We start from the raw sequence: 23,133 nt of genomic DNA, 5'->3' as shown, positions 1-23,133 counted from the left end.
CTGTTTCCCCCCTATGCTTGGCCCATGGCCGAAGCCGGCATGCTGCGATTGGCCTTACGCTCGGCGCCGTTGAAGACGCGGTCGGACAGGCTGGTGAGGATCAGATAGAGCGCACCGCCGACGATATAGAAGAGGAAATATTGCCGGGTCGAACCCGCGGCGACCTGGCTCGAACGCATCAATTCGGCAAGGCCGGTTACCGAAATCAGCGCCGAGTCCTTCAGGCTGAGTTGCCAGACATTGCCGAGGCCGGGAATGGCAAGGCGCAGGACCTGGGGAACGATGATGCGGCGAAACCGCAGGCCGCGATGCATGCCGATCGCCGAAGCCGCCTCAAGCTCGCCCTTGGAAATGGCGTTGTAGGCGCCACGATAGACCTCCGCCTGATAGGCGCCCGAGATGATACCGACGGCAAGCGCGCCGGCGGCAAAGGATGGCAGGCCGAGAAAGCCTTCATATCCCATGGACTGGCCGATCGCGGTAATGGCCGAAGAACCGCCGAAATAGATCAGATAGATGATCAGCAGTTCCGGAACACCGCGGAAGACGGTGGTGTAGATATGGCCGATCGTGATGAGCACGAAATTGCTGGAGAGCTTCGCGGCTGCGATGATCGCGCCGAGCACGGCGCCGATCGCAAGTGCGGTGGCGGTCACGCAGAGCGTCAGCAATGTGCCGAGGAGGAGGAACGCTCCCCACCCGGTTGAGCCGAATCCAATCAGTTCGAGTATCGCCATGGGCCTTCCCAGCGCTGTCTTCGTCGTGATGACGGGCGGTCAGAATAGCACGTGGTCTCCGATCGCAAAGCGGAGACCACGGAACGCGGATTCCCTCGAACGCTTAGTTCTGCGGGCTGACGTCGACCTTGAACCACTTCATGGAAAGCGTCTTGACCGTGCCGTCGGCGAGCGCCGACTTGATCGCCTCGCTGAACTTGTCGCGCAGGTCCGTATCGGCCTTGCGGATGCCAAGCCCTTCGCCCTCGCCCCAGATCGAGCCGACGATTTCCGGACCGGTAAAGGCAAGCGCGCCGTTGGCAGCTTCAAACGCATTGTTGAAGTAGACGGCATCGTCGAAGCCGAGGTCGATGCGACCGTTCTGCAGGTCGAGGTCGCGGTCGGCACCCGTCTTGTATTCGCGGATCTCGGCGATGCTGCCGAAATTGTCATAGACGAACTTGGCATAGACGGTTGCTGCCTGAATGCCGATCGTCTTGCCCTTGAAGGCTTCCTTCAAGGCTTCGATTTCCTTCACGCCAGGCTGGCCGGGCGTCATCTTGATGGTTGCGCCGGTGCCGGAAGCGTTGGCAAGCGGGCTGTCCTTGGCGGTGGCGAAGGCTGCCGGCGTTGCAGCATAGGGAATGGTGAAGTCGATGACCTGCTTGCGCTCGTCGGTGATCGACAGCGCGTCCATGATGACGTCGAACTTGCCGGCATTCAGCGCCGGGATCATGCCATCCCAGTCGGATGCGACCAGGGTGCATTCGATCTTGGCGCGTTCGCACAGGACCTTGGCAAGCTCCGGTTCGAAGCCGCCGAGCGACCCGTCGGCATTGGTGAGGTTCCAGGGAGCGTAGGCGCCTTCGAGCGTGATGGTCGCCTTCGTCCAGTCCTTGGCAGATGCAGGAGCCGCAAAGGCTGCTGCCGTCATCGCGCAGGAAAGAAGAATCGTGCTGAGCTTCATTGATGTGATCTCCTCTGAGATTGGACAGACCTTGCGGTATGAATGCCGATCTTCGCCGGCTTGCCCGTCCTGATCCTTTGTTTCATTTTTGGATCGGCAGGTTGTATAGGGTACCATATGAGATATTTTGTGATATGCAAGTGGAAAGTCGATTTAAAAGGCAGATTCCATTCATGCAAAGGGAATAGGCAATGAAGCGTTCCGGCGAGATGAAGCGCGAACTGGCGGAAAATGACGGCGGCCCGCTTTATGCTGGCGTCAAGCAGGTCATTCTCGACCGGATCCGCAGCGGCGAATGGCCGCCGCGACATCGCGTGCCCTCCGAAAACGAGCTGGTGGTGGAGCTCGGCGTCAGCAAGATGACCGCCAACCGGGCGCTTCGGGAACTGGCGAACGAGGGCGAACTCCTCCGCATTCAGGGCGTCGGTTCCTTTGTTGCGGAACGCAAGGGCTATTCGGCGCTCTTCGAGGTGCGCAATATCGCCGACGAGATCGCCGAGCGTGGCCATATCCATGAGGCGACAGTGATCGTTCTGGCCGAGGAGCCGGCCTCTCCGGAGGTTGCCGATGCGCTGGAGCTTGAGATCGGCGCGCCGGTTTTCCACTCGCTGATCGTCCACAACGAGAACGGCGTGCCTGTGCAGATCGAGGACCGCTTCGTCAATCCGGGGGCGGTGCCCGACTATCTGGCGCAGGACTTCTCGACGCTGACGCCGAATGCCTATCTGACGGCGGCCGCACCCCTCAGCGCTTCGGAGCATATCGTCGAGGCGGTGGTGCCGCGCGCCTGGGAATGCAAGCTGCTGACAATCCTGCAGAATGAGCCATGCCTTGCCATCCGCCGCCGCACCTGGTCGGCCCGCCATGTGGTCTCGACGGCGCGTCTTGTCTATCCCGGACATCGCTACAGGCTGGAAACGCGAAGCGGCAAGATCTTCGAGGAATAGGCTAGTTGTATATGGAACCTTCCTCGAAAAAGCGATTTCCCTAGCCCATTCCATGATCTTTACGCCTTGTCGATCGAGATGGCGTAGCAGAGCGCCTGGCCGGGAAGATCGAGCCTGCCGGCATCGCTTTCTTCAAGCAGCATTGCATCGCCGGCGTCGAGTTCGATGCTCTGCGCACCTGTTCGCGCCGCCAGAGTCCCATTGGCGCAAAAGAGCAGGAAAATCCCTTTCGCAAACGCCAGGCTCTTCTTTCCATCGATGAAATGCCGCGCGACTGCGTGCCTCACGGTACCCCGCCTGCTCATCACGTTCAGGTCGGTGATTGTGCCATCCGGCAGCGTTGCCGAGACGGCGATATCGGCGGCAAAGGCGAGGGGTTCACTCTCCTGCGTCAGGAGCACCGGCTCACGCCCCTCGATGAAGAGCCGCATACCCTTGCCTTCCAGGATCGACAGCGTGCGGTCGATCCCGGGAAAGACGGAGAAAGGCCCGTCGGAAGCAACGGTAGCGGTGCTCACCCGCCAATCGAAATCGGCAAGTCCTGCGCCCTCAGGCGAAATGGCGATCTCCACCGTTTCGCCGCCACCGTTCTTCCACGGCATGCGCTTGTGACCGGCAGCGCGCAGGACCTTCATGGCTCAGTTTCCAAGAATGCCGGGCAGGCGCAGGCCCTTTTCCTTGGCGCAATCGATGGCGATGTCGTAGCCGGCATCGGCATGGCGCATGACACCGGTCGCCGGATCGTTCCAGAGAACATTTCCGAGGCGGCGGGCCGCATCGTCGGTGCCGTCGGCGCAAATGACCATGCCCGAATGCTGCGAGAAGCCCATGCCGACGCCGCCGCCATGATGCAGCGAGACCCAGGTGGCGCCGGAGGCGGTGTTGAGCAGAGCGTTCAGGAGCGGCCAGTCGGAGACGGCATCCGAGCCGTCTTTCATGGCTTCCGTCTCGCGGTTCGGCGAGGCGACGGAACCGGAATCGAGGTGGTCACGGCCAATGACGACGGGCGCCTTAAGCTCGCCATTCTTGACCATCTCGTTGAAGGCAAGACCCAGACGGTGGCGGTCGCCGAGGCCGACCCAGCAAATGCGTGCCGGCAGGCCCTGGAAAGCAATGCGCTCGCGCGCCATGTCGAGCCAGTTGTGCAGGTGCTTGTTGTCGGGCAGCAGCTCCTTCACCTTGGCGTCGGTCCTGTAGATATCTTCGGGATCACCGGACAGGGCGGCCCAGCGGAACGGACCGATGCCGCGGCAGAAGAGCGGGCGGATATAGGCCGGCACGAAGCCCGGGAAGGCGAAGGCGTTTTCCAGGCCCTCGTCCTTGGCGACCTGGCGAATGTTGTTGCCGTAATCGAGTGTGGGAACACCGGCATCCCAGAAGGCGACCATCGCCTCCACGTGGGCCTTCATCGAGGCGCGGGCAGCGACTTCGACCGCTTTCGGATCGCTCTCGCGCTTGGCCTTGGCTTCCGCGACCGTCCAGCCGACCGGCAGGTAGCCGTTGCGCGGATCATGCGCCGAGGTCTGGTCGGTGACGATATCGGGGCGTGGGCCGCCGGCCTTCATGCGACGAACGAGTTCCGGGAAGATTTCGGCGGCATTGCCGACAAGGCCGACCGACTTTGCTTCGCCCGCCTTGGTCCAGCGTTCGATCTTTTCCAACGCCTCATCGAGCGTATGGGCCTTTTCGTCGACATAACGGGTGCGCAGGCGGAAATCGATGCGGGTCTCGTCGCATTCGACGGCCAGGCAGCAGGCGCCGGCCATGACGGCGGCGAGCGGCTGGGCGCCGCCCATGCCGCCGAGGCCGCCGGTCAGGATCCACTTGCCCGTGAGATTGCCGTCATAGTGCTGGCGGCCGGCTTCCACGAAGGTCTCGTAGGTGCCCTGCACGATGCCCTGCGTGCCGATATAGATCCACGAGCCGGCCGTCATCTGGCCGTACATGGCAAGGCCCTTCTTGTCGAGCTCGTTGAAATGATCCCAGGTCGCCCAGTGCGGTACGAGGTTGGAATTGGCAATCAGCACGCGCGGCGCATCCTTGTGGGTGCGGAAGACGCCGACCGGCTTGCCGGACTGAACCAGCAGCGTCTCGTCTTCGTCGAGCGTCTTCAGCGTCGCAGCGATACGGTCGAAATCGTCCCAGGTGCGGGCGGCACGGCCGATGCCCCCATAGACGACGAGCTCATGCGGATTTTCTGCGACGTCAGGATCGAGATTGTTCATGAGCATGCGCAGCGGCGCTTCGGTCATCCAGCTCTTGGCGTTCAGCTGATCGCCGCGCGGCGCACGGATTTCGCGGATATTGTGGCGCGGGTTTACGGTCATGATGATGTTCCCTTTCTAGCGTTTCAGACCAAGCGCGATCTCTTCGATCCGCGTCAGAATGGATTTGAGATGGATGCGCAGATTGTCGGCCTCCTCGCCGTCATAGGCAAAGGGCGGCGCTTCGGTTGCAAGATGCGTGGATTGTGCGAGCTCCATCTGGATGGCGTGCACGCCGGTTTCCGGCTTGCCGTAATGGCGCGTCGTCCAGCCGCCCTTGAAGCGGCCGTTGAGGATGCTGTCATAACCCGTCGCAGCCGAGGCGATGGCGACTGTCGCCTCTTCAATTGCCGGATCGCAGGTCTTGCCCATATCCGTGCCGATGTTGAAATCCGGCAGCTTGCCCTCGAAGAGGAAGGGAATGTGCGAGCGGATGGAGTGGCAGTCGTAGAGAACGGCGACGCCATGAATGGATTTGACCCGTTCGATCTCGGCCGCAAGGGCGCCGTGGTAGGGCGCATGAAAATCGCGCAGCCTGACGGCGATATCGGCCTCGGTCGGCGCGGCCCCATCCTTCCAGATTGCCTTGCCGTCGAAATCCGTCTGCGGGATCAGCCCGGTCGTGTTCTGGCCGGGATAGAGGCTGGTGCCTGAGGGATCGCGGTTGGCATCGATCACGTAGCGATGGAAAGTCGCGCGCACCGTGGTCGGATTGTCGAGCAAGCCGTCGTAGAGCTGGTGAATGTGCCAGTCGGTATCGGCAAGCAGCCGGCCATTCTCATCAAGGCGTTCCCATATATCGGCCGGAACCTCTGTGCCCGTATGGGGAAAGCCGAGGATGACGGGGGAGGTGCCTTGCTTGACCTCAAAAACAGACATGTCAAACCTCCAGAGCGGGCAGGATGCCGCTTGAAACGGATGCGTTGAGACCGCCGCTCGCAATGAGCATCGTTGCCGCCTTCAGATCGTTCGCCATGTAGCGATCTTCCTCCAGCGACGGCACAACAGCGCGGATAGCCGCGATCGCTTTCTTGAGCTCGGGGCTGGTCGCAAGCGGTGCGCGAAGCTCCACCCCTTGTGCGGCGGTGAGCGCCTCGATGCCGATGATTGCAAAGAGATTTTCGGTCATCGGCAGAAGCCGGCGCGCGCCGTGGCAGGCCATGGACACATGGTCTTCCTGGTTGGCCGAGGTCGGCGTCGAATCGACGGAGGCTGGGTGCGACATCTGCTTGTTTTCGCTCATCAGCGCGGCGGATGTGACTTCGGCGATCATCAGGCCGGAATTGAGCCCCGGCTTCTTGGCGAGGAAGGCCGGCAGACCGTAGGAAAGGGCGGGATCGACAAGCAGCGCGATGCGGCGCTGGGCGATCGCCCCGATCTCGCAGACGGCAAGCGCGATCTGGTCGGCGGCAAAGGCAACGGGTTCGGCATGGAAATTGCCGCCGGAGACGACGGAATTATCCGACAGAACCAGCGGATTGTCGGTCACCGCATTGGCTTCGATCGCGAGCGTGCCGGCCACCGAGCGCAGGAGATCGAGGCAGGCGCCGTCGACCTGCGGCTGGCAGCGGATGCAATAGGGATCCTGAACACGCTCATCGCCCTCGATATGGCTCTGGCGGATCGGCGAGTTTTCGAGCAGGGCGCGTAGGCCCGCTGCCGTGTCGATCTGACCGCGGTGGCCGCGCAGCGTATGGATATCGGGATGGAAGGGTGCGGACGAGCCCATGGCCGCATCCGTCGACATGGCGCCGGTAATCAGCGCCGATTGCGCCGCCCGGTGCGCACGGAAAAGGCCGGCAAGCGCAAGGGCCGTCGAGGTCTGCGTGCCGTTGATGAGCGCCAGGCCTTCCTTGGCTGCCAGCACGACGGGTTGCAGCCCGGCTTTGACAAGCGCCGTTGCACCATGCAGCCTCTCGCCGCCGAAGAACGCCTCGCCGTGGCCCATCATCACGGCGCTCATATGGGCAAGCGGTGCAAGATCGCCGGAGGCGCCGACCGAGCCCTTTTCCGGGATGACCGGAATGACGCCGCGCGCCATCATCGCTTCGATCAGCCGCACAATGTCGAGCCGCACGCCGGAGGCACCACGGCCGAGCGAAACGAGCTTCAGCGCCATGATGAGACGCACGACATTTTCCGGCAGCGGCTCGCCGACGCCGCAGCAATGGGAAAGGATGAGATTGCGCTGGAGTGTGGCGACATCGGCGCTGTCGATCTTGATCGAGGCAAGTTTGCCGAAGCCGGTATTGATGCCGTAAACCGGCGCATTGCCGGCAGCGATCTCGGCAATACGTTTCGCCGCCTTGAGGATCCCCGCATCAAAGGAGGGATCGAGTTTTGCCGGAACGCCGGTCCAGTAGATGGTGGCGAGATCCTGAAGTGAAACGGAACCCGGATGGAGAGTGATGGTCATCGGTCGATCCTCTCGCCCTTGAAGATGTGCGCATAAAGCGGGTTGAAGCCGATGCGATAGACGAGCTCGGCCGGGCTCTCGATATTCCAGACCGCCAGATCGGCGGACTTGCCGGCTTCGAGCGTCCCTGTTTCGGCAAGCAGGCCGAGCGCGCGTGCGCCCTCGCGGGTTGCCCCGGCAATGCATTCTTCCACGGTCAATCCGAACAGCGTCGCCGACATGTTCATGGTGAGCAGCATGGACGTCAGCGGCGAGGTGCCGGGATTACAGTCCGTGGCAATTGCGATATGCACGCCGGTCTGGCGCAAGGCCTGAACCGGTGGCTTCTGCTTTTCGTTGATCGCGTAGAAAGCGCCCGGAAGCAGCACGGCGACCGTGCCGGCCGCAGCCATTGCCCGCGCGCCATCCTCATCCAGATATTCCAGATGATCGGCCGAAAGCGCGCCGTAGGAGGCTGCGAGTTTTGCGCCGCCGAGATTGGAAAGCTGCTCGGCATGGAGCTTGGCGGGAATACCAAGCGAACGGGCCTTGTCGAAGACTCGGCCAATCTCGTCGACCGAGAAGGCGATGCCTTCGCAGAAGCCGTCGACGGCATCGACGAGGCCTTCCGCATACGCCCGTTCCAGTCCAGGCAGGACCACTTCAGTAATATAATCCTGATTGCGTCCCCTGTATTCGACAGGTGTTGCATGAGCACCGAGATAAGAGGTGACGACCCGCACGGGTCGGACATTTGCGAGCGCGCGAGCAGCGCGCAGCATCTTCAGCTCCGCCTCGATGTTGAGGCCATAGCCGGATTTGATCTCGATSGTGGTGACACCTTCGGAAAGCAGCGTATCGAGCCGCGGCAGCGCGGCCTCGACCAGGCCCTCCACGGACAGTGCATTGGTTGCTTTCACCGAGGAGACGATGCCGCCGCCGGTGCGCGCAATCTCTTCATAGGTGGCACCCTCAAGGCGCATCTCGAATTCCCGCGCCCGATTGCCGCCATAGACGATATGCGTGTGGCAGTCGACGAGGCCCGGCGTGACCCAGCGGCCTTCAAGATCCGTGATCTCGGCCGTCTCGATCAAGGCGGACGGCAATTCGCCTTCTGGCCCGGCAAAAAGGATACGACCGCCTTCGCAAACGATGGCGCCTTTGTCGACAATGCCGAGCCCCGTCAGATCCTCCCGCAGCGTCGCAAGGCGCCCATTGCGCCAAAGCGAACGGGCGGCGGAGCCGCGACCCGATCCGGAAAATTTGTTCCCACTCATCAGCTTTACGCCTTTCTTTATGGGTTAATATGTATATACATAATAGTAGTGGTGACAAGTGGAAATTTATGGCCCTGTGCACAAAGGCAAGCGGTGGGCCAATAAGAAAGAAGGGGAGCAATCATGACGAAACTTCATGGAACGACTGCCTTGCTGGCCGAGGGCTGGCGCAAGAATGTGCGCCTGACGCTCGAAAACGGCCGCATTTCCGCAATCGAGACGGATGTCGCGCCTAATGCCGATGACGAGCGCCATGCCACCCTTTTGCCGGCTATGCCAAACCTCCACAGCCATGCCTTTCAGCGGGCGATGGCGGGGCTTGCCGAAGTGCGCGGTCCGGCCAATGACAGCTTCTGGAGCTGGCGCACTGTCATGTATAAGTTCGCCCTGTCGATGACGCCTGACCATGTCGAGGCGGTGGCAGCCAAGCTCTATATGGAAATGCTGGAATCCGGCTTTAGCCGCGTCGGTGAGTTCCATTATCTGCATCACGACAAGGACGGCAGCCCCTATGCCAATATCGCCGAAATGGCCGAACGGATCGGTGCTGCGAGTGCGGAGACCGGCATCGGATTGACACTGCTGCCGGTTCTCTACGCCCATTCCGGCTTCGGCGGCGCCGCACCCATTGAAGGACAGCGCCGCTTCATCAACTCCGCAGACAGTTTTGCGCAGCTGATGGACGGCTGCCGCAAAGTCACGGACCGGCTCCCCGGCGCTGAGATCGGTGTTGCGCCGCACAGCCTGCGCGCCGTCACGCCGGACGAGCTGTCTGTCGCGATCGGGCTTGCCGGCGACGGCCCCATCCACATTCACGTCGCCGAACAGGTCAAGGAAGTCGAGGATTGCCTGGCGTGGTCCGGCGCAAGGCCTGTCCAATGGCTGCTTGAGAACGCACCGGTCGATCAGCGCTGGTGCCTCATCCACGCGACCCACATGACCGATGACGAAACACGCCAGATGGCAAGGAGCGGCGCCATTGCCGGCCTCTGCCCGATTACCGAAGCCAATCTCGGCGATGGGACATTTTCGGCGCCCCTGTTCCTGTCGGAAGGCGGGCGCTTCGGCATCGGTTCCGATTCCAACATTCTGATTTCCATCGCCGAGGAACTTCGTCAGCTCGAATATTCCGAGCGTCTCGCGCTGCGTGCCCGCAATGTTATCGCATCGACGGGCGGTTCCACGGGCCAGGCGCTCTTCGAACAGGCACTTGCTGGCGGTGGCGCGGCATTGAAGGCGCCGGCGGGTCTTGTCGCCGGCAACCATGCCGACATCATATCGCTCGAGACCAATGCCGTTTCCTACCTCTCCGAGGACCGGCTTCTCGATCACTGGATTTTTGCCGGTGGTGTGTCGGTCGACTGCGTCTGGTCGCTCGGCCGCAAGCAGGTCGAAAAGGGCCGGCATCTGCGCCGCGACCTGATTGACCGCCGCTTCATCGCCGCGATGAACGAGCTGTTGGCAGCATGACGACCTTTCCTCGGCGCTTCCCAGGCGTTACAGCGGAGGAAGAGCCGGAGCGTGATGATGAATGAACCAAAGGAAACGACCTTACACCAGCGTATCCTCACGGATATCGAAGGTCGCATCGTCTCGGGCGAATGGCCGCCGGGTTACCGCATTCCGTTCGAAATAGAGCTGACGAAGCAATATGACTGCTCGCGTATGACGGTGAACAAGGCTCTGAGCCAGCTGGTGAAATCCGGTCTCATCGAGCGCCGCAAGAAATCCGGCAGCTTCGTCATCCAGCCACAGGCGCAGTCCGCAGTGCTCGAGATTCACGATATCAAGGCGGAGGTCCAGTCCCTCAATCTCGCCTATTCCTACAAGGTCGCAAAGCGTATCCGCAGGAAGGCACAGGCGCAGGACCGGCAGATGCTGGACCTGCAGCAAAATTCCAGTCTCGTCGAAATCATCTGCACCCACTACGCTGGGACGCAACCGTTTTGCCTGGAAAAGCGATTGATCAACCTGCAAACAGTGCCGGAAGCCGCAGATGAGGAATTCGGGGAAACCGCACCTGGTCCCTGGCTTCTGAGCCAGGTTCCGTGGAGTGCGGCTGAACACAAGATCTTTGCGATCGGCGTGGAAGAGGAAGAGGGCGCCATGCTTTCGATCCCGCCGGCCACCGCATGCCTCGTCGTCGAACGCCGCACCTGGAACAAGTCTGGACCGGTCACGCATGTGCGCTTTGTTTATCCCGGCAATCGCCATGCGCTTTATGCGCGCTTCACACCGGAAGCGGTGAAGTAGGCCGGATTTCCGAATGAAAAGCGTCCGGTCACCTCGTATGACCGGACGCCCGTTATTGCCGCCGCACTGGGTCGACAGCTTCTCATAGAAAGCGGTTTCAGCGAGGTCAACATCCCGAATTCAGGGTATTGCGTAAGTTAACGCTTACCTTAAATCATTGGACGCTCACGGATTATTGCCCGCATTTCCTGGAAGCAGGCGAGCAATGATTTTGCCTTTGCAGTGGAAACCGGCCCGCTTTCATCGACGATATCGAGGACGCCAATTGCGGCGATGTGGACGGCTGGCGGAGCCGAGCGCGCAGCCTCCTTAACGTTGCGCGCCATAGATCCGTTGGAAGCATCGGAACCCGTGCCCGCCCATGGAGCACGCGAGACAGCTCAGTCGATGTTTAGTTATGGGCGCGATCAGCGTTGAAAATGGGCGCGATGTCCAGGAAAGCGCAAATGGGCCGCGGCGCAGCTGATAATTTTTTAGTCGTGAAACCAGATGCTTGTGGACCATTCGATAATGCAGGAGGATAGCGGCTCGCCTGAGTAAGAAGGATATTATCCCACAGCCATGAAATGGAACTGGCGTGATGCTGTCGCCGGCCTTTCGGTCGCCGGTCTTCTGCTCCCGGAAGCGATTGCCTACTCCTCAATCGCGGGGTTGACGCCTCGCCATGCGGTTACCGCAACAATCGCTGGATGTACGGCCTATTTCTTCATTGGCCGTTGCCGTTTCGCGGTTGTTTCACCGACATCGTCCTCTGCCGCGATCCTCGCGGCAATGCTCATGTCTATGGACGTGCCCGCGTCACAGAAGGCGCTATTTGCAGCTGTTGTCGTCGCGCTTGCAGGTCTTGTCTTCCTGATTGCCTCGGCGATGGGGCTTGGATACTTGGCTGGCGTAATATCCAGACCTGTCCTGCGGGGCTTCGCCTTCGGTACCGCCCTTCTGATCACGATCAAGCAGTTGCCGACCATTTTTGGCTTGAGCAATGCTGATATCCAACCTTGGGAAATCCTCCGTTCCGCTCTGGCGCGGTTTCACGAATGGAACCTCATCAGCCTCGGGCTCGCGCTATTCGCATTCGTCTGCCTTCTCGCCATGCGCCGTTACCGCGAGATTCCGGGCAGTCTGTTTGTGACTCTGGGGGCTGCGGCGATTTCTTTCCAGTTCAATCTCGAGGGTCTGGGCGTGCCGGTCGTCGGGCCTGTCAGCCTCGCGACCGGTTGGGACGCGTTCGCCGCGCCCGATTTGCATGGTGTCGCGCATATTGCTCGCTACATCCTGCCTCTCGTGCTGATTGTCTTTGCCGAGTCCTGGGGCACTGTACGAAGCCTATCGCTGCTTCATGGTGAAGTCGTGGACGCAAACCGCGAATTGCGCGCAATCGGGGTGGCCAATATTGCAAGCGCTCTTGTCCAGGGCATGCCGGTCGGGGCCGGCTTCTCGGCAGGGTCCGCCAGCGAAGCGGCGGGATCGCAGAGCAGGCTCTCGTCTTTGCTCGCCGCAGCTTTCCTCGCTGCTTTCTGCCTTTTCGGTGTGAAACTCCTCGCTTATATTCCCCAAACGGTACTCGCCGCCGTGATCGTGAGCGTACTCCTACACTCGCTCGATCCATCTCCGGTCATGCATATTCTGCGTGTCGGTCGCGACCGGTTTCTTCTCATCTTTGCTGCCTGTGGCGTGCTTCTGTTCGGTGTCCTGAATGGCATGCTAATCGCGGTTGCGCTTTCATTCGTCCTGTTTTTGAAGCGACTTACGGTCGCGAGGGTGATTACACTCGGCAGACTTCGCCAGACACGCGATTTTGTCGACGTGGAACGCCATGCCGACGCCACCGAGATCGCCGGCATTGGCATATTCAGGCCAGCTCAGCCCCTCTTTTTCGCCAACGCCGAATTGGTATTATTGGAAATCGCGACACATGCGCTTTCCAATAGAAGCACGCTTTCAGTCATCGTCAGTCTGGAAGAAAGCGTCGATCTCGACAGTACCGGCTTCGATGCTCTCGTCGAATTCGACACGTTGCTGCACAAGGCCGGCAAGCGCGTCTATTATGCCCGCGTGCATGACTGGATCAGGGATCTGATGGAATCGGCCGGCGAAGCGGAGTTGGCAAGCCGGTGCAATTTCAGTGTCGACGATGCCGTCACACAGGCTGCGGCAGACGCCGCGAGTCCGACGGAATGAAGCCGGCATTGCCGGGCAGAACAGCGAGCGCCGCAGACGTCATGCGCATCCGGCCACGAAGTTCTCCGATCCGACCTCGCCAAGATCAACTGGGTCCGCACCGGACGCTTACGCTTCCTGCGCTTCCGGAATGAGGGGCGGCACCTGGATGACGACAGGTTTGTTCGCTCCGGATTCGATGAGCTCGAACACCTTGTTCAGCATACCCGGCACGTCCTGGCGCACCATTTCGATGCCGTTTCCAAGCAGGGTGACGAAGGGGTCCCAGTCGAAACAACCGAGCACCAGACTGCGATCGTCGAGATGGCCGGAGCGGCGGATCCAGCGCATGACGCCTTCGAGCGAGATTGTCGAGTTGACGAACATTCCCTTAGGCAGTGCATTGCCGCCAAGGGCTCGCTCGTCCAACGCCTTTTCAGCCTTTTCCGGCGCATAGCCGCAGGCAAGGATATTTTCCTCATGCACGGCAACGCCGAGGTCCGCATGTGCCTCGCGAAAGCCGCGGATACGCTCGGCGGTGTTGTGGTCGCTGCCGCGGCCACCGATGAAGAGCAGCGGCTCCATCTTGCCGAGCCGTTGCTCGCTGTTTTTCAGGATGCGACGCGTCAGCTCGCGTGCGCCGGCGAAATTGTCCGAGATGACGGAGGGGGCAAGCGCACCGGGCAGGTCGAGATTGAGGCTGCGCACGCCGGCAGCCGCACACATTTCGGTAATACGGTCGGGGTCCGTGGCACCCGTCGCGATCAGGCATTCGACCTGATAGGAGAGCATGGTGCGCGCTGCCTCGACCTCCAGCTGAGGGTCGCGGCGCGTGCAGGTGATGATCGGGAAAAGGCCGCGCGCACGCGCCATGTCCTCGAAGAGTTCGACGATCGAGCCGAAGTAGCGGTTGTCGTATTTTGGCACGATCATGCCGATGATGTGGGACTTTTCGCGCCTCAGCAGGCTTGCCTGCATGTTTAGCGCATAACCCTGTTCCTCGGCGATCCGCATGATCTTTTCGGCAAGCTGGCTGCTGATCCTGCGCTTCTTCCAATTGCCGTTGAGCACGGCGCTGACGGCGCTGGCGGATGTGCCGGCAAGCTCCGCCAGATCGTAAATCGTCGTCCTCTTCGTCTGCTTCACCTGATTCAAAATGTCGTCTCCGTTTGACGGTAACTTGACATCAATCGGAGGAAGTGGCAATTCTTGCTTCATCGATTGAGCAAGGTTGCGCAATCGATGATACACGCCGGTCAACGGCCGGTGCAGGGAGGTATTTCTAAGAAGCTGCGGAGAGGTTGTCCTTTTGCAGGGGGCGCTTTGCTCGTCGTTTTCATGCCGGCGAAGGCTGCGGCGAGCGGGCGAACCGTGGTGACTTCCAGCAATGCCTGGGCCTGTCTTTCGATCACACTAAGGAGGAGAAAATGAATTATCGCAATTTGCTTATGGCCTCGGCGACCGTTTTCATCGGTTTTGCCGGCATGGCCTCGGCTCAGGAAGCGGCGACCGTCGCGTTTCTGATGCCCGACCAGGCATCCACGCGCTATGAGCAGCACGACTTCCCGGGCTTCAAGGCCGAGATGGAGAAGCTGTGCCCGAAGTGCACGGTGATCTATCAGAACGCCAATGCCGATGCCTCGCTGCAGCAGCAGCAGTTCAACTCGGTCATCGCACAGGGCGCCAAGGTGGTCGTTCTTGACCCTGTCGATTCCGCCGCTGCAGCCGGCCTCGTCGAAATCGCCCAGTCCCAGGACGTCAAGGTCATCGCCTATGACCGCCCGATCCCGGACAAGCCGGCCGACTATTACGTCTCCTTCGACAATGAAGGCATCGGCTATGCGATCGCCAAGTCGCTCGTCGAGCATCTCAAGGCTTCAGGCGTTGCCGACGGCGCAGGCGTGCTCGAGATCAACGGCTCGCCGACCGATGCGGCCGCAGGCCTCATCCGCGACGGCATCCACCGCGGCCTGAAGGAATCCACCTACAAGACGCTTGCCGAATATGACACGCCGGAATGGGCGCCGCCAAAGGCGCAGGAATGGGCTGCCGGCCAGATCACCCGCTTCGGGGCCGATATCAAGGGCGTGGTTGCCGCCAATGACGGCACGGCCGGCGGCGCGATTGCCGCCTTCAAGGCCGCAGGCGTGAAGCCGGTTCCGCCGGTCACCGGCAATGACGCGACGATTGCAGCCCTTCAGCTGATCATTTCCGGCGACCAGTACAACACGATTTCGAAGCCATCCGAAATCGTCGCAGCAGCCGCTGCCAATGTGGCGGTGCAGATGATCAAGGGTGAAAAGCCTGAGGCCAAGACGGCGCTCTATAATACGCCGTCTCAGCTGTTCATCCCCGCCGTCGTGACGGCAGAAAACATCAAGGCCGAAATCTTCGACAAGAAGATCCAGACGCCCGAGCAGATCTGCACCGGCGAATATGCCGAAGGCTGCAAGAAGCTTGGCATTACCAACTAAACGCACTTGAGTGAGCTCCGGCCGCGCTTGTCGCGGCCGGATGCCCCTATTGCAAGAAGGGCTGCCCCATGACTAGGGATGTGAAGGATATGCCGGAGAAGGGACAGACGATCCTCCGGTTGAGCAATATTTCCAAGAATTTCGGCGCGGTGTCGGCGCTGACCGACATCGATCTCGAAGTGAAGGCCGGCGAGGTCGTGGCGCTGGTCGGCGATAACGGCGCCGGCAAGTCGACGCTGATCAAAGTTCTTGCCGGCGTGCATCAGCCGTCCTCGGGAACGATCGAATTCTGCGGCCGCAATGTCACGCTCGATAGTCCCGGCAAGGCGCTGGAGCTCGGCATTGCCACCGTCTTTCAGGACTTGGCGCTCTGCGAGAACCTTGACGTCGTCGCCAATCTCTTTCTCGGACATGAAATGTCCCCCTGGAGCCTCGATGAGGTTGCCATGGAGGTGCGCGCGTGGACGTTGCTCAGAGAACTTGCCGCCCGTATTCCCTCGGTGCGCGAGCCGATCGCCTCGCTTTCCGGCGGCCAGCGCCAGACGGTTGCCATCGCCCGCTCGCTGCTGCTCGATCCGAAGATCATCATGCTCGACGAGCCGACGGCCGCTCTCGGTGTCGCCCAGACCGCGGAAGTGCTGAACCTGATCGAACGCGTGCGCGAGCGCGGCCTCGGCGTCATCATCATCAGCCACAATATGGAAGACGTGCGCGCTGTGGCAGACCGCATCGTCGTGCTGCGCCTCGGTCGCAACAATGGCGTCTTCACGCCCGATTCGTCCAACCAGGAACTCGTCGCCGCAATCACCGGTGCCACCGAAAATGCCGTCTCCCGGCGGATCGAGCGCAAGACTGCTGCTGCACACGAAACCAGCGGGGGGTCCGCATGAGCCAGAAGATGTCCGATACAGTCAGCCAGCCCGCTGCCCTTGATCGCAGCGACGAACGCGTCCGCCACGACGACAACATCATGGGCATGGTCAAGGCCTTCTTCGACCGCGTACGCTCGGGCGATCTCGGCATGCTGCCGGTCTTCGTCGGCCTGATCGTCATCTCCACGGTCTTCTCGCTGCTCAATCCGGTGTTTCTGGCGCCAAACAACCTCGTCAACCTGCTGTTTGACTGTGCCACCGTCGGCGTCATCTCGCTCGGCATCGTCTGCGTGCTGATGCTCGGCGAAATCGACCTTTCGGTCGGCTCTATGAGCGGACTTTCCTCCGCCATCCTTGGCGTGCTCTGGGTCAATATGGGCTGGCCGATCCCGCTCGCAATCCTGGTTGCGATCCTCGCCGGCATCGTCGTTGGTGCGCTGTATGCGGTGCTCTACAACAGGCTTGGCATGCCGAGCTTCGTTGCGACCCTTGCCGGTCTGCTGGCCCTCCTCGGCATGCAGCTCTACATCCTGGGACCGACCGGCAGCATCAACCTTCCCTATGCCTCGCCGCTCGTGCGCTTCGGCCAGATTCTCGTCATGCCCGACTGGCTGTCCTACGTGCTGGCGCTCTTGCCGGGCGTGGTCCTCGTCGTCAACGAGATGCGCAAGCGCCGCCAGCGGCAGGCTTCGAACCTCTCCTCGCCACCGGTCGGGGCGCTTGCGGTCAAGGCCGTCATTCTTACCGCCGCGTTGGAATTTGCCGTCTATTATCTCAATCTCGGCCGTGGCGTGCCGTGGATGTTCGGCCTTTTCGTCGCAATCGCTGTCATCCTGAACTATGCGCTGACGCGCACCAAATGGGGACGCTCCATGTTTGCCGTCGGCGGCAATCGCGAGGCGGCTCGCCGTGCCGGCATCAATGTGCGCCGCATCTATCTCAGCGCCTTCGTGCTTTGCTCGACGCTTGCCACCATCGGCGGCATTCTCTCGGCCTCGCGGCTTGCCTCCTCCAGCCAGCAGGCCGGCACAGGCGACGTGAACCTCAATGCCATTGCGGCAGCAGTCATCGGCGGCACCAGCCTGTTCGGTGGCCGCGGCAGCGCCTATTCGGCTCTTCTCGGCATCATCGTCATCCAGGCGATTTCCAACGGGCTCACGCTGCTCAATCTCAGTTCGTCGCTGCGCTACATGATCACTGGTGCCGTCCTCGCCATCGCCGTCATCGTCGATTCGCTAGCTCGCCGGTCCCGTGTCAGCCATGGCCGCGCCTGATTTCGCATTCTCAAGGAGTATTTGCATGACTGATCTCATGAAGGGCAAGGTTGCCGCCATCACCGGTGCGGCATCGGGCATCGGGCTGGAATGCGCCCGCACCCTGCGTGCCGAAGGCGCAATCGTTGTTCTTATCGATCGTGCCAAGGACAGGCTCGAGGCCCTCTGCAAGGAGATCGGTGAGGGCGCCCTGCCGCTTGTCGTCGATCTTCTCGATGGCCCGCAGGTCTCCGGTATGCTGCCGCGTATTCTGGAATTGGCCGGCAGGCTCGATATCTTCCACGCCAATGCCGGCGCCTATATTGGTGGCCCGGTCGCCGACGGCGATCCGGATGCCTGGGACCGGGTGCTCAACCTCAACATCAATGCGGCCTTCCGCTCGGTCCATGCGGTGCTGCCGCATATGATCGCTCAGAAGTCCGGGGATATCCTGTTTACGAGTTCGATCGCCGGCGTCGTGCCCGTCGTCTGGGAGCCGATCTACACCGCCTCGAAATTTGCCGTTCAGGCCTTCGTCCACTCGACCCGCCGCCAGGTCGCCCAGCATGGCGTGCGTGTCGGCGCGGTGCTGCCCGGACCGGTCGTTACCGCGCTCCTGGATGACTGGCCGAAAGCCAAGATGGAAGAGGCGCTGGCCAATGGCAGCCTGATGCAGCCAAAGGAAGTGGCCGACGCCGTGCTCTTCATGCTGTCACGGCCACGTAACGTCACTGTGCGCGATCTGGTGATCCTGCCGAACAGCGTCGACCTCTGAGAGGTTGACAGGTCCCGTTGCCGGTTGCTCTAGAGCAATTCCAGCAAGAATGCGTAGCGGTCTTGCGTCCGCAATTGCATGAAAACAAAGAGATRGAGCGTTTCCGCGATTCCAGGAAAGATGGAAATGCTCTGGAACCCTGATACTGCCGATTTGAACGAGAGATCATGAGCGACACTTCACACACGTCATCAGCGGGTGCCAAACATGTCATCGGCGTCGATGTCGGTACAGGCAGCGCCCGCGCCGGCCTCTTCGACCTCGATGGCCTTATGCTCGCATCCGCCAAGCGGGATATCACGCTGTTTCATGAAGCCGGCTCCATCGTCGAGCAGTCGAGTACGGAAATCTGGACGGCCGTCTGCGCTTGCGTCCGCGAGGTCGTCACCGCAAGCGGTATCGATCCGACTTCGGTTGCAGGGCTGGGGTTTGACGCCACCTGTTCGCTCGTCGTGCTCGGCGAGGCTGGCCGGCCGCTGCCCGTCGGTCCCTCGGAAGACTCGAACCGGGATATCATCGTCTGGATGGACCATCGCGCCGTCCCGCAGGCGGAGCGTATCAACGCGCTCGGCCACGAAGTGCTGCGCTATGTCGGTGGTCGTATCTCCCCCGAGATGGAAACGCCGAAGCTGCTCTGGCTGAGGGAAAGGCGGCCGCAGGTCTTCGATGCGGCCTGGCAATTCTTCGATCTGGCGGATTTCCTGACATGGCGGGCGACCGGCGATCTCGCGCGTTCCACCTGTACCGTCACCTGCAAATGGACCTATCTCGCCCATGAGAAGCGCTGGGATGCGACCTACTTTCATGAGATCGGCCTCGGCGCATTGGCCGACGAAGGTTTTGCCCGCATCGGCCAGTCGATCGTCGAGCCCGGCTCGCCGCTCGGTCAGGGCCTGACAGCGGCGGCCTCCGGTGAACTCGGCCTCGTTCCGGGAACGGCTGTCGCCGCGGGGCTGATCGATGCCCATGCTGGCGGCATCGGAACCGTTGGTATCGGCGCCGGTCCGCGGGCCAATCTCGGCTACGTCTTCGGCACGTCGTCCTGCACCATGACATCAACCGTCGAACCGGCCTTCGTTCCGGGCGTCTGGGGTCCCTACTATTCTGCCATGGTGCCAGGCATGTGGTTGAACGAGGGTGGTCAGAGTGCTGCGGGTGCGGCGATCGAACAGCTCTTGTCCTTCCATCCCGCCGCCAGCGAGGCAAAGGAATTGTCGAAGCGCAGCGGCGTTCCGCTGCCGGTCCTTCTGGCTGACATGGCCGCGCAAAAGGCGGGATATTCTTCCGATGCCGTCAGACTCGTCGCAGGCCTGCATGTCGTTCCCGAATTCCTCGGCAATCGCGCGCCCTTCGCCGATCCGCACGCCCGCGCCGTGATTGCCGGTCTCGACATGGAGAGGGGTCTCGACAGTCTGGTCTCGCTCTATGTCGCAGGCCTCTGCGGCATCGGCTATGGCCTGAGACAGATCATCGACACGCAGGCTGATGCCGGCGTCACCATCGACAACATCGTCATCAGCGGGGGTGCTGGCCAGCATGATTTCGTCCGTCAGATGCTTTCCGATGCGAGCGGCAAACCGGTGATCGCGACGAAGGCGGAGGAACCCGTCCTGCTGGGTGCTGCGATCCTTGGCGCCGTCGCTGGCGGGCTGTTTAGCGATATGCGTGAAGCAATGACGAAACTCTCGGCCGCCGAAGAGACCTACAAGCCGGCGCAAGGTGCGATCGCTGATCGTCACGCAAAGCGCTACGAGGGCTTCAAGCAGCTCCAGGCGCTGACGCGTGAGTTGCGGACGTTCTGAACGGCCGTCGCCTCAATCGCGAGTGCCTCACGGCCAGGCGGCAAAGGATGGGGCGAGGCCTTTCTGTGACTGCTCGGCGATCTTGCGCCGGTAGGCGCCGGGCGGTTCGCCGACGCGGCTCTTGAAGAAGCGGCTGAAATAGCCCGGATCGCGAAAGCCGAGCCCGAAGCCGATCTGCTCGACGGATTGCTCCGATTGCCCAAGCCGCAGCTTTGCTTCGGCGATCAGCCTTTCATGGATCAGTTCCATCGGGCTTCGTCCGGTGCCGGAAATGCAGGCCCGATGCAGGTGGTCATAGGTGATGCCCATGGCGCGGGCGATATCGGTGATCGCCGGCTGTTCGCGGAAACGCAATTCGACGATCTGCCTGAACCGCTGCAAGGTGGTCGCCCCTGTGCCTGACGTCCCCGTCGGGGCCGATGCCCCTGAGGCCCGCCATATCAGCAGCAGCAGCACGGAAAAATAGGCGCCGACAAGCGCTGTCCCGCCGGGTCGTTGGTCCCGTGCCTCCTGCGTCATGACCTCGAAGGCACGACCGATATCGCCTGCACGCCCCGCTAGATTTTCGTTCTGAGCCAAGACTACGCGTTCGATCATATCGTGCAACTGCACGGCGGCCGGGCTGTCGCCGACCGTTCTGCCGACAAAGCCTTCGGCCGCCGAGAGCATCGCCCCCTCGCTGCCGGCGGCAAGAACGAAAGCCCCCGAAATCCGCCGCGGCAGCCAAGCTGCTGCAGGTGCCGAAAGCGTAAGCCCCGCCTGCCCATCGATGGAAAGGCTCGCTCTGCCCCGCGAGACAAAAAAGGCCTGATAGAAGGGACGGTTGCCGTGGGCGTCAAGGCTCCAGGTCTGGCTGCCGAGGCCGGCGGAAATCATCGATGCAGTGACCGACAGGGCCGGCATATCGAGCAACTTTTCCGCCATCATGAACTCCTGGCGCACAACCGGCCGGGCGATCGCATGCCAAGCGGGAATCTGAAAAATTTGCGAAAAAGTACAATAAACTGCCAGGAAAATCCATTCATTTCGCCGATGGATTGGTTCCTACTGGATCCTGAGGAGCGCCTGAGTTCAGGCGATATGGGCGAGGATCTTCCAATGAAAGACGTCGATCTCCCGGCGTGACCGCGGGATTTGCATGACTCCCGGCGGATGCCGGAAACCAGCAGACATCATCGCGCCAACCCTTTGGGAGGGAAATCAGGCGCATATCTGAAAGGGAACGAGATGGTTGACCTGATGCTTCTCATTGGCGGCCGTGCCATGCCGGCTTCGGACGGCGCGACTTTCGAACGGCTGAACCCGATTACCGGTCAGCTTGCGACGAAGGCGGCCGCCGCAACGCTGGAAGATGCGCATGCAGCGGTTGCCGCTGCGGCCGCGGCCTTTCCGGGCTGGTCGGCGCTTGCACCGACAGAGCGGCGCAAGCGCCTTTCGAAGGCAGCCGACCTCTTGGATTCCCGCACCGGCGAATTCATCGCCGCCATGGCCGAGGAAACGGGAGCGACAGCCGCCTGGGCGGGCTTCAATGTCTATCTCGCCGCCAATATGCTGCGTGAAGCCGCCGCCATGTGTACCCAGATCACCGGCGAAGTGATCCCCTCGGACAAGCCCGGCCTGTTGGCGATGGCCGTGCGCCAGCCGGCCGGTGTCGTCCTTGGCATTGCACCCTGGAACGCGCCCGTCATTCTCGGCGTACGCGCCGTCGCCCTGCCGCTTGCCTGCGGCAACACTGTCGTCCTCAAGGCGTCAGAGCTTTGCCCGAAGACGCATCATCTGATCGGCGAGACATTGCGGGAAGCGGGCCTCGGCGACGGTGTCGTCAATGTGCTCACCAATGCGCCCGCCGATGCTGCATCCATCGTCGAAAAGCTGATCGCCCACCCGGCGGTGCGCCGTGTCAATTTCACCGGCTCGACCCGCGTCGGCCGGATCATCGCCGAGGTCTCCGCCCGCCATTTGAAACCCGTGCTGCTGGAGCTTGGCGGCAAGGCGCCCTTCGTCGTGCTCGATGATGCCGAAATCGGCGAATCCGTGAAAGCCGCTGCCTTCGGTGCCTTCATGAACCAGGGGCAGATCTGCATGTCGACCGAGAGGATCGTCGTCGACGAGGCGGTGGCCGACGAGTTTGCCGATCAGTTCGCCCGCAAGGCCTCGACGCTGGTTGCCGGCGATCCGCGCCAGAGCAATTCGCCGCTCGGCTCGATGATCGGCCTCGATGCGGTTGAACGCGTCAACGGCCTGATCGAGGATGCAGTATCCAAAGGCGCCCGCCTGCTTGCGGGGGGCCGTGCGATCGGGACATTGATGGACGCCACGGTGCTTGACCACGTGACACCGTCGATGCGGATCTATGGAGAGGAAAGCTTCGGTCCGGTGGCCTGCATGGTACGCGTGCGCGGTATCGATGAGGCGGTCCGTGTTGCCAATGATACGGAATATGGCCTGTCCGCCGCCGTCTTCGGAAGGGATGCCGCCCGCGCCATGGAGGTCGCAAGACGGATTGAAAGCGGCATCTGCCATGTGAACGGTCCGACCGTGCATGACGAGGCGCAGATGCCTTTCGGCGGCGTGAAGGCCTCCGGTTATGGCCGCTTCGGTGGCAAGGCCGGCATCAACGAATTCACCGACCTCAGGTGGATGACGGTGGCATCGCAGCCCGGGCACTATCCGATCTGACACCGGCCGGCCGGTCTGGCAGGCCTCAGATGCGATGGCACACCGTCACCAAATTCGTGCGCGGAATGTAGCGGTATTCGACGATCATATCCGTGCAATCGAGATGCCGTCGCTGCACATAGCGTGCACGAATGACCGGCTTCGGTCGATGCTTGGCGACATGGGATCGTTCATAACCTTGGATCATGTCGGCAGATAGGGCAGGGCCTGTCCAAATGGCGGTCACGACCAAGGTCAGTGACGATATCAGCAAGGCGCGCATGCAGTCTCCTTCCTCAGAAATATGGGTGGACGCGGCA

Annotated in this window: 20 protein-coding genes; 10 read left to right on the top strand and 10 right to left on the bottom strand. The window is 61.6% G+C overall.

Translation table 11 applies throughout. The features are described from left to right. Positions 1-11: 11 nt before the first annotated feature. Both AC1DTN_RS35250 and AC1DTN_RS35245 read right to left on the bottom strand, forming a co-directional pair. The gene (locus tag AC1DTN_RS35250; RefSeq protein ID WP_113324340.1) at positions 12-737 is read right to left on the bottom strand and encodes an ABC transporter permease; all 726 of its coding nucleotides are present in this window, start codon (positions 735-737) and stop codon (positions 12-14) included. A 103-nt stretch (positions 738-840) separates the two neighbouring features. Then, positions 841-1,683, bottom strand: a complete 843-nt coding sequence (locus AC1DTN_RS35245) for a transporter substrate-binding domain-containing protein (RefSeq protein WP_477924746.1) — start codon at positions 1,681-1,683, stop codon at positions 841-843. Between the two features lie 191 nt (positions 1,684-1,874). On the opposite strand from AC1DTN_RS35245, the gene hutC (AC1DTN_RS35240) reads away from it, so the two are divergent. Beyond that, positions 1,875-2,630, top strand: a complete 756-nt coding sequence (hutC, locus tag AC1DTN_RS35240; protein WP_113324342.1) for a histidine utilization repressor — start codon at positions 1,875-1,877, stop codon at positions 2,628-2,630. Between the two features lie 59 nt (positions 2,631-2,689). On the opposite strand, the gene AC1DTN_RS35235 is transcribed toward hutC (AC1DTN_RS35240), so the two are convergent. Genes AC1DTN_RS35235 through hutI form a run of 5 tightly spaced genes read right to left on the bottom strand, consistent with a single transcriptional unit; the run spans position 2,690 to position 8,566 of the window. After that, positions 2,690-3,265 carry a HutD/Ves family protein gene (locus tag AC1DTN_RS35235; RefSeq protein ID WP_477924745.1) on the bottom strand — a complete coding sequence of 192 codons (576 nt, stop codon included), beginning with the start codon at positions 3,263-3,265 and terminating at the stop codon, positions 2,690-2,692. A 3-nt stretch (positions 3,266-3,268) separates the two neighbouring features. After that, positions 3,269-4,957, bottom strand: a complete 1,689-nt coding sequence (hutU, locus tag AC1DTN_RS35230) for a urocanate hydratase (RefSeq protein ID WP_477924744.1) — start codon at positions 4,955-4,957, stop codon at positions 3,269-3,271. A 15-nt stretch (positions 4,958-4,972) separates the two neighbouring features. Then, positions 4,973-5,773 (bottom strand): N-formylglutamate deformylase, encoded by an 801-nt coding sequence (gene hutG, locus AC1DTN_RS35225; protein ID WP_113324345.1) that lies wholly within the window; start codon positions 5,771-5,773, stop codon positions 4,973-4,975. Between the two features lies 1 nt (position 5,774). Beyond that, positions 5,775-7,310: a histidine ammonia-lyase gene (gene hutH / locus AC1DTN_RS35220; RefSeq protein WP_442207379.1), complete on the bottom strand. Its 1,536-nt coding sequence runs from the start codon at positions 7,308-7,310 to the stop codon at positions 5,775-5,777. Continuing rightward, on the bottom strand, positions 7,307-8,566 hold the full coding sequence (gene hutI / locus AC1DTN_RS35215; RefSeq protein ID WP_442207380.1) for an imidazolonepropionase: 1,260 nt from the start codon (positions 8,564-8,566) through the stop codon (positions 7,307-7,309). Before hutI ends, hutH begins: the two co-directional genes overlap by 4 nt. Before the next feature lie 123 nt (positions 8,567-8,689). On the opposite strand from hutI, the gene AC1DTN_RS35210 reads away from it, so the two are divergent. The 3 genes from AC1DTN_RS35210 to AC1DTN_RS35200 all read left to right on the top strand — a co-directional run bounded on the left by AC1DTN_RS35210 (position 8,690) and on the right by AC1DTN_RS35200 (position 13,000). Beyond that, positions 8,690-10,036, top strand: coding sequence for a formimidoylglutamate deiminase (locus tag AC1DTN_RS35210; protein ID WP_477924743.1), 1,347 nt, complete (start codon positions 8,690-8,692; stop codon positions 10,034-10,036). A gap of 57 nt (positions 10,037-10,093) precedes the next feature. Beyond that, positions 10,094-10,819 carry a histidine utilization repressor gene (hutC, locus tag AC1DTN_RS35205; protein WP_113324354.1) on the top strand — a complete coding sequence of 242 codons (726 nt, stop codon included), beginning with the start codon at positions 10,094-10,096 and terminating at the stop codon, positions 10,817-10,819. A gap of 561 nt (positions 10,820-11,380) precedes the next feature. Beyond that, complete coding sequence (locus tag AC1DTN_RS35200) at positions 11,381-13,000, top strand: SulP family inorganic anion transporter (protein ID WP_477924740.1); 1,620 nt, start codon at positions 11,381-11,383, stop codon at positions 12,998-13,000. Between the two features lie 108 nt (positions 13,001-13,108). On the opposite strand, the gene AC1DTN_RS35195 is transcribed toward AC1DTN_RS35200, so the two are convergent. Beyond that, complete coding sequence (locus AC1DTN_RS35195; protein WP_310380597.1) at positions 13,109-14,134, bottom strand: LacI family DNA-binding transcriptional regulator; 1,026 nt, start codon at positions 14,132-14,134, stop codon at positions 13,109-13,111. Between the two features lie 272 nt (positions 14,135-14,406). Between AC1DTN_RS35195 and AC1DTN_RS35190 the strand changes: the two genes are divergently transcribed. The 5 genes from AC1DTN_RS35190 (at position 14,407) to AC1DTN_RS35170 (ending at position 20,155) form a co-directional block, all read left to right on the top strand. After that, complete coding sequence (locus AC1DTN_RS35190) at positions 14,407-15,453, top strand: ABC transporter substrate-binding protein (RefSeq protein ID WP_113321118.1); 1,047 nt, start codon at positions 14,407-14,409, stop codon at positions 15,451-15,453. Between the two features lie 68 nt (positions 15,454-15,521). Then, complete coding sequence (locus AC1DTN_RS35185) at positions 15,522-16,343, top strand: ATP-binding cassette domain-containing protein (RefSeq protein ID WP_477924738.1); 822 nt, start codon at positions 15,522-15,524, stop codon at positions 16,341-16,343. Then, complete coding sequence (locus tag AC1DTN_RS35180; RefSeq protein WP_113321116.1) at positions 16,340-17,599, top strand: sugar ABC transporter permease; 1,260 nt, start codon at positions 16,340-16,342, stop codon at positions 17,597-17,599. Before AC1DTN_RS35185 ends, AC1DTN_RS35180 begins: the two co-directional genes overlap by 4 nt. A 25-nt stretch (positions 17,600-17,624) precedes the next feature. Beyond that, entirely contained in the window at positions 17,625-18,353 is a 729-nt protein-coding gene (locus AC1DTN_RS35175; protein ID WP_113321115.1) for an SDR family oxidoreductase, read from the top strand. 167 nt (positions 18,354-18,520) lie between these two features. Further along, a complete protein-coding gene (locus AC1DTN_RS35170) occupies positions 18,521-20,155 on the top strand; it encodes an FGGY-family carbohydrate kinase (protein WP_477924735.1) in 1,635 nt (544 codons plus the stop codon). Between the two features lie 27 nt (positions 20,156-20,182). Here AC1DTN_RS35170 and AC1DTN_RS35165 read toward each other — a convergent pair whose 3' ends face one another. After that, on the bottom strand, positions 20,183-21,079 hold the full coding sequence (locus AC1DTN_RS35165) for a helix-turn-helix domain-containing protein (protein ID WP_477924733.1): 897 nt from the start codon (positions 21,077-21,079) through the stop codon (positions 20,183-20,185). Positions 21,080-21,382: 303 nt separating this feature from the next. On the opposite strand from AC1DTN_RS35165, the gene AC1DTN_RS35160 reads away from it, so the two are divergent. After that, positions 21,383-22,834 carry an aldehyde dehydrogenase gene (locus AC1DTN_RS35160; RefSeq protein ID WP_477924731.1) on the top strand — a complete coding sequence of 484 codons (1,452 nt, stop codon included), beginning with the start codon at positions 21,383-21,385 and terminating at the stop codon, positions 22,832-22,834. Positions 22,835-22,859: 25 nt separating this feature from the next. On the opposite strand, the gene AC1DTN_RS35155 is transcribed toward AC1DTN_RS35160, so the two are convergent. Beyond that, positions 22,860-23,133 (bottom strand): hypothetical protein (locus tag AC1DTN_RS35155; protein ID WP_477924730.1); only part of this gene is annotated, 274 nt, incomplete at its 5' end.

The organism is Rhizobium sp. 01T444, assembly GCF_056398305.1.
Note: the sequence above shows the minus strand (reverse complement) of the source record. Positions and strands in the feature narration are given on the sequence as shown.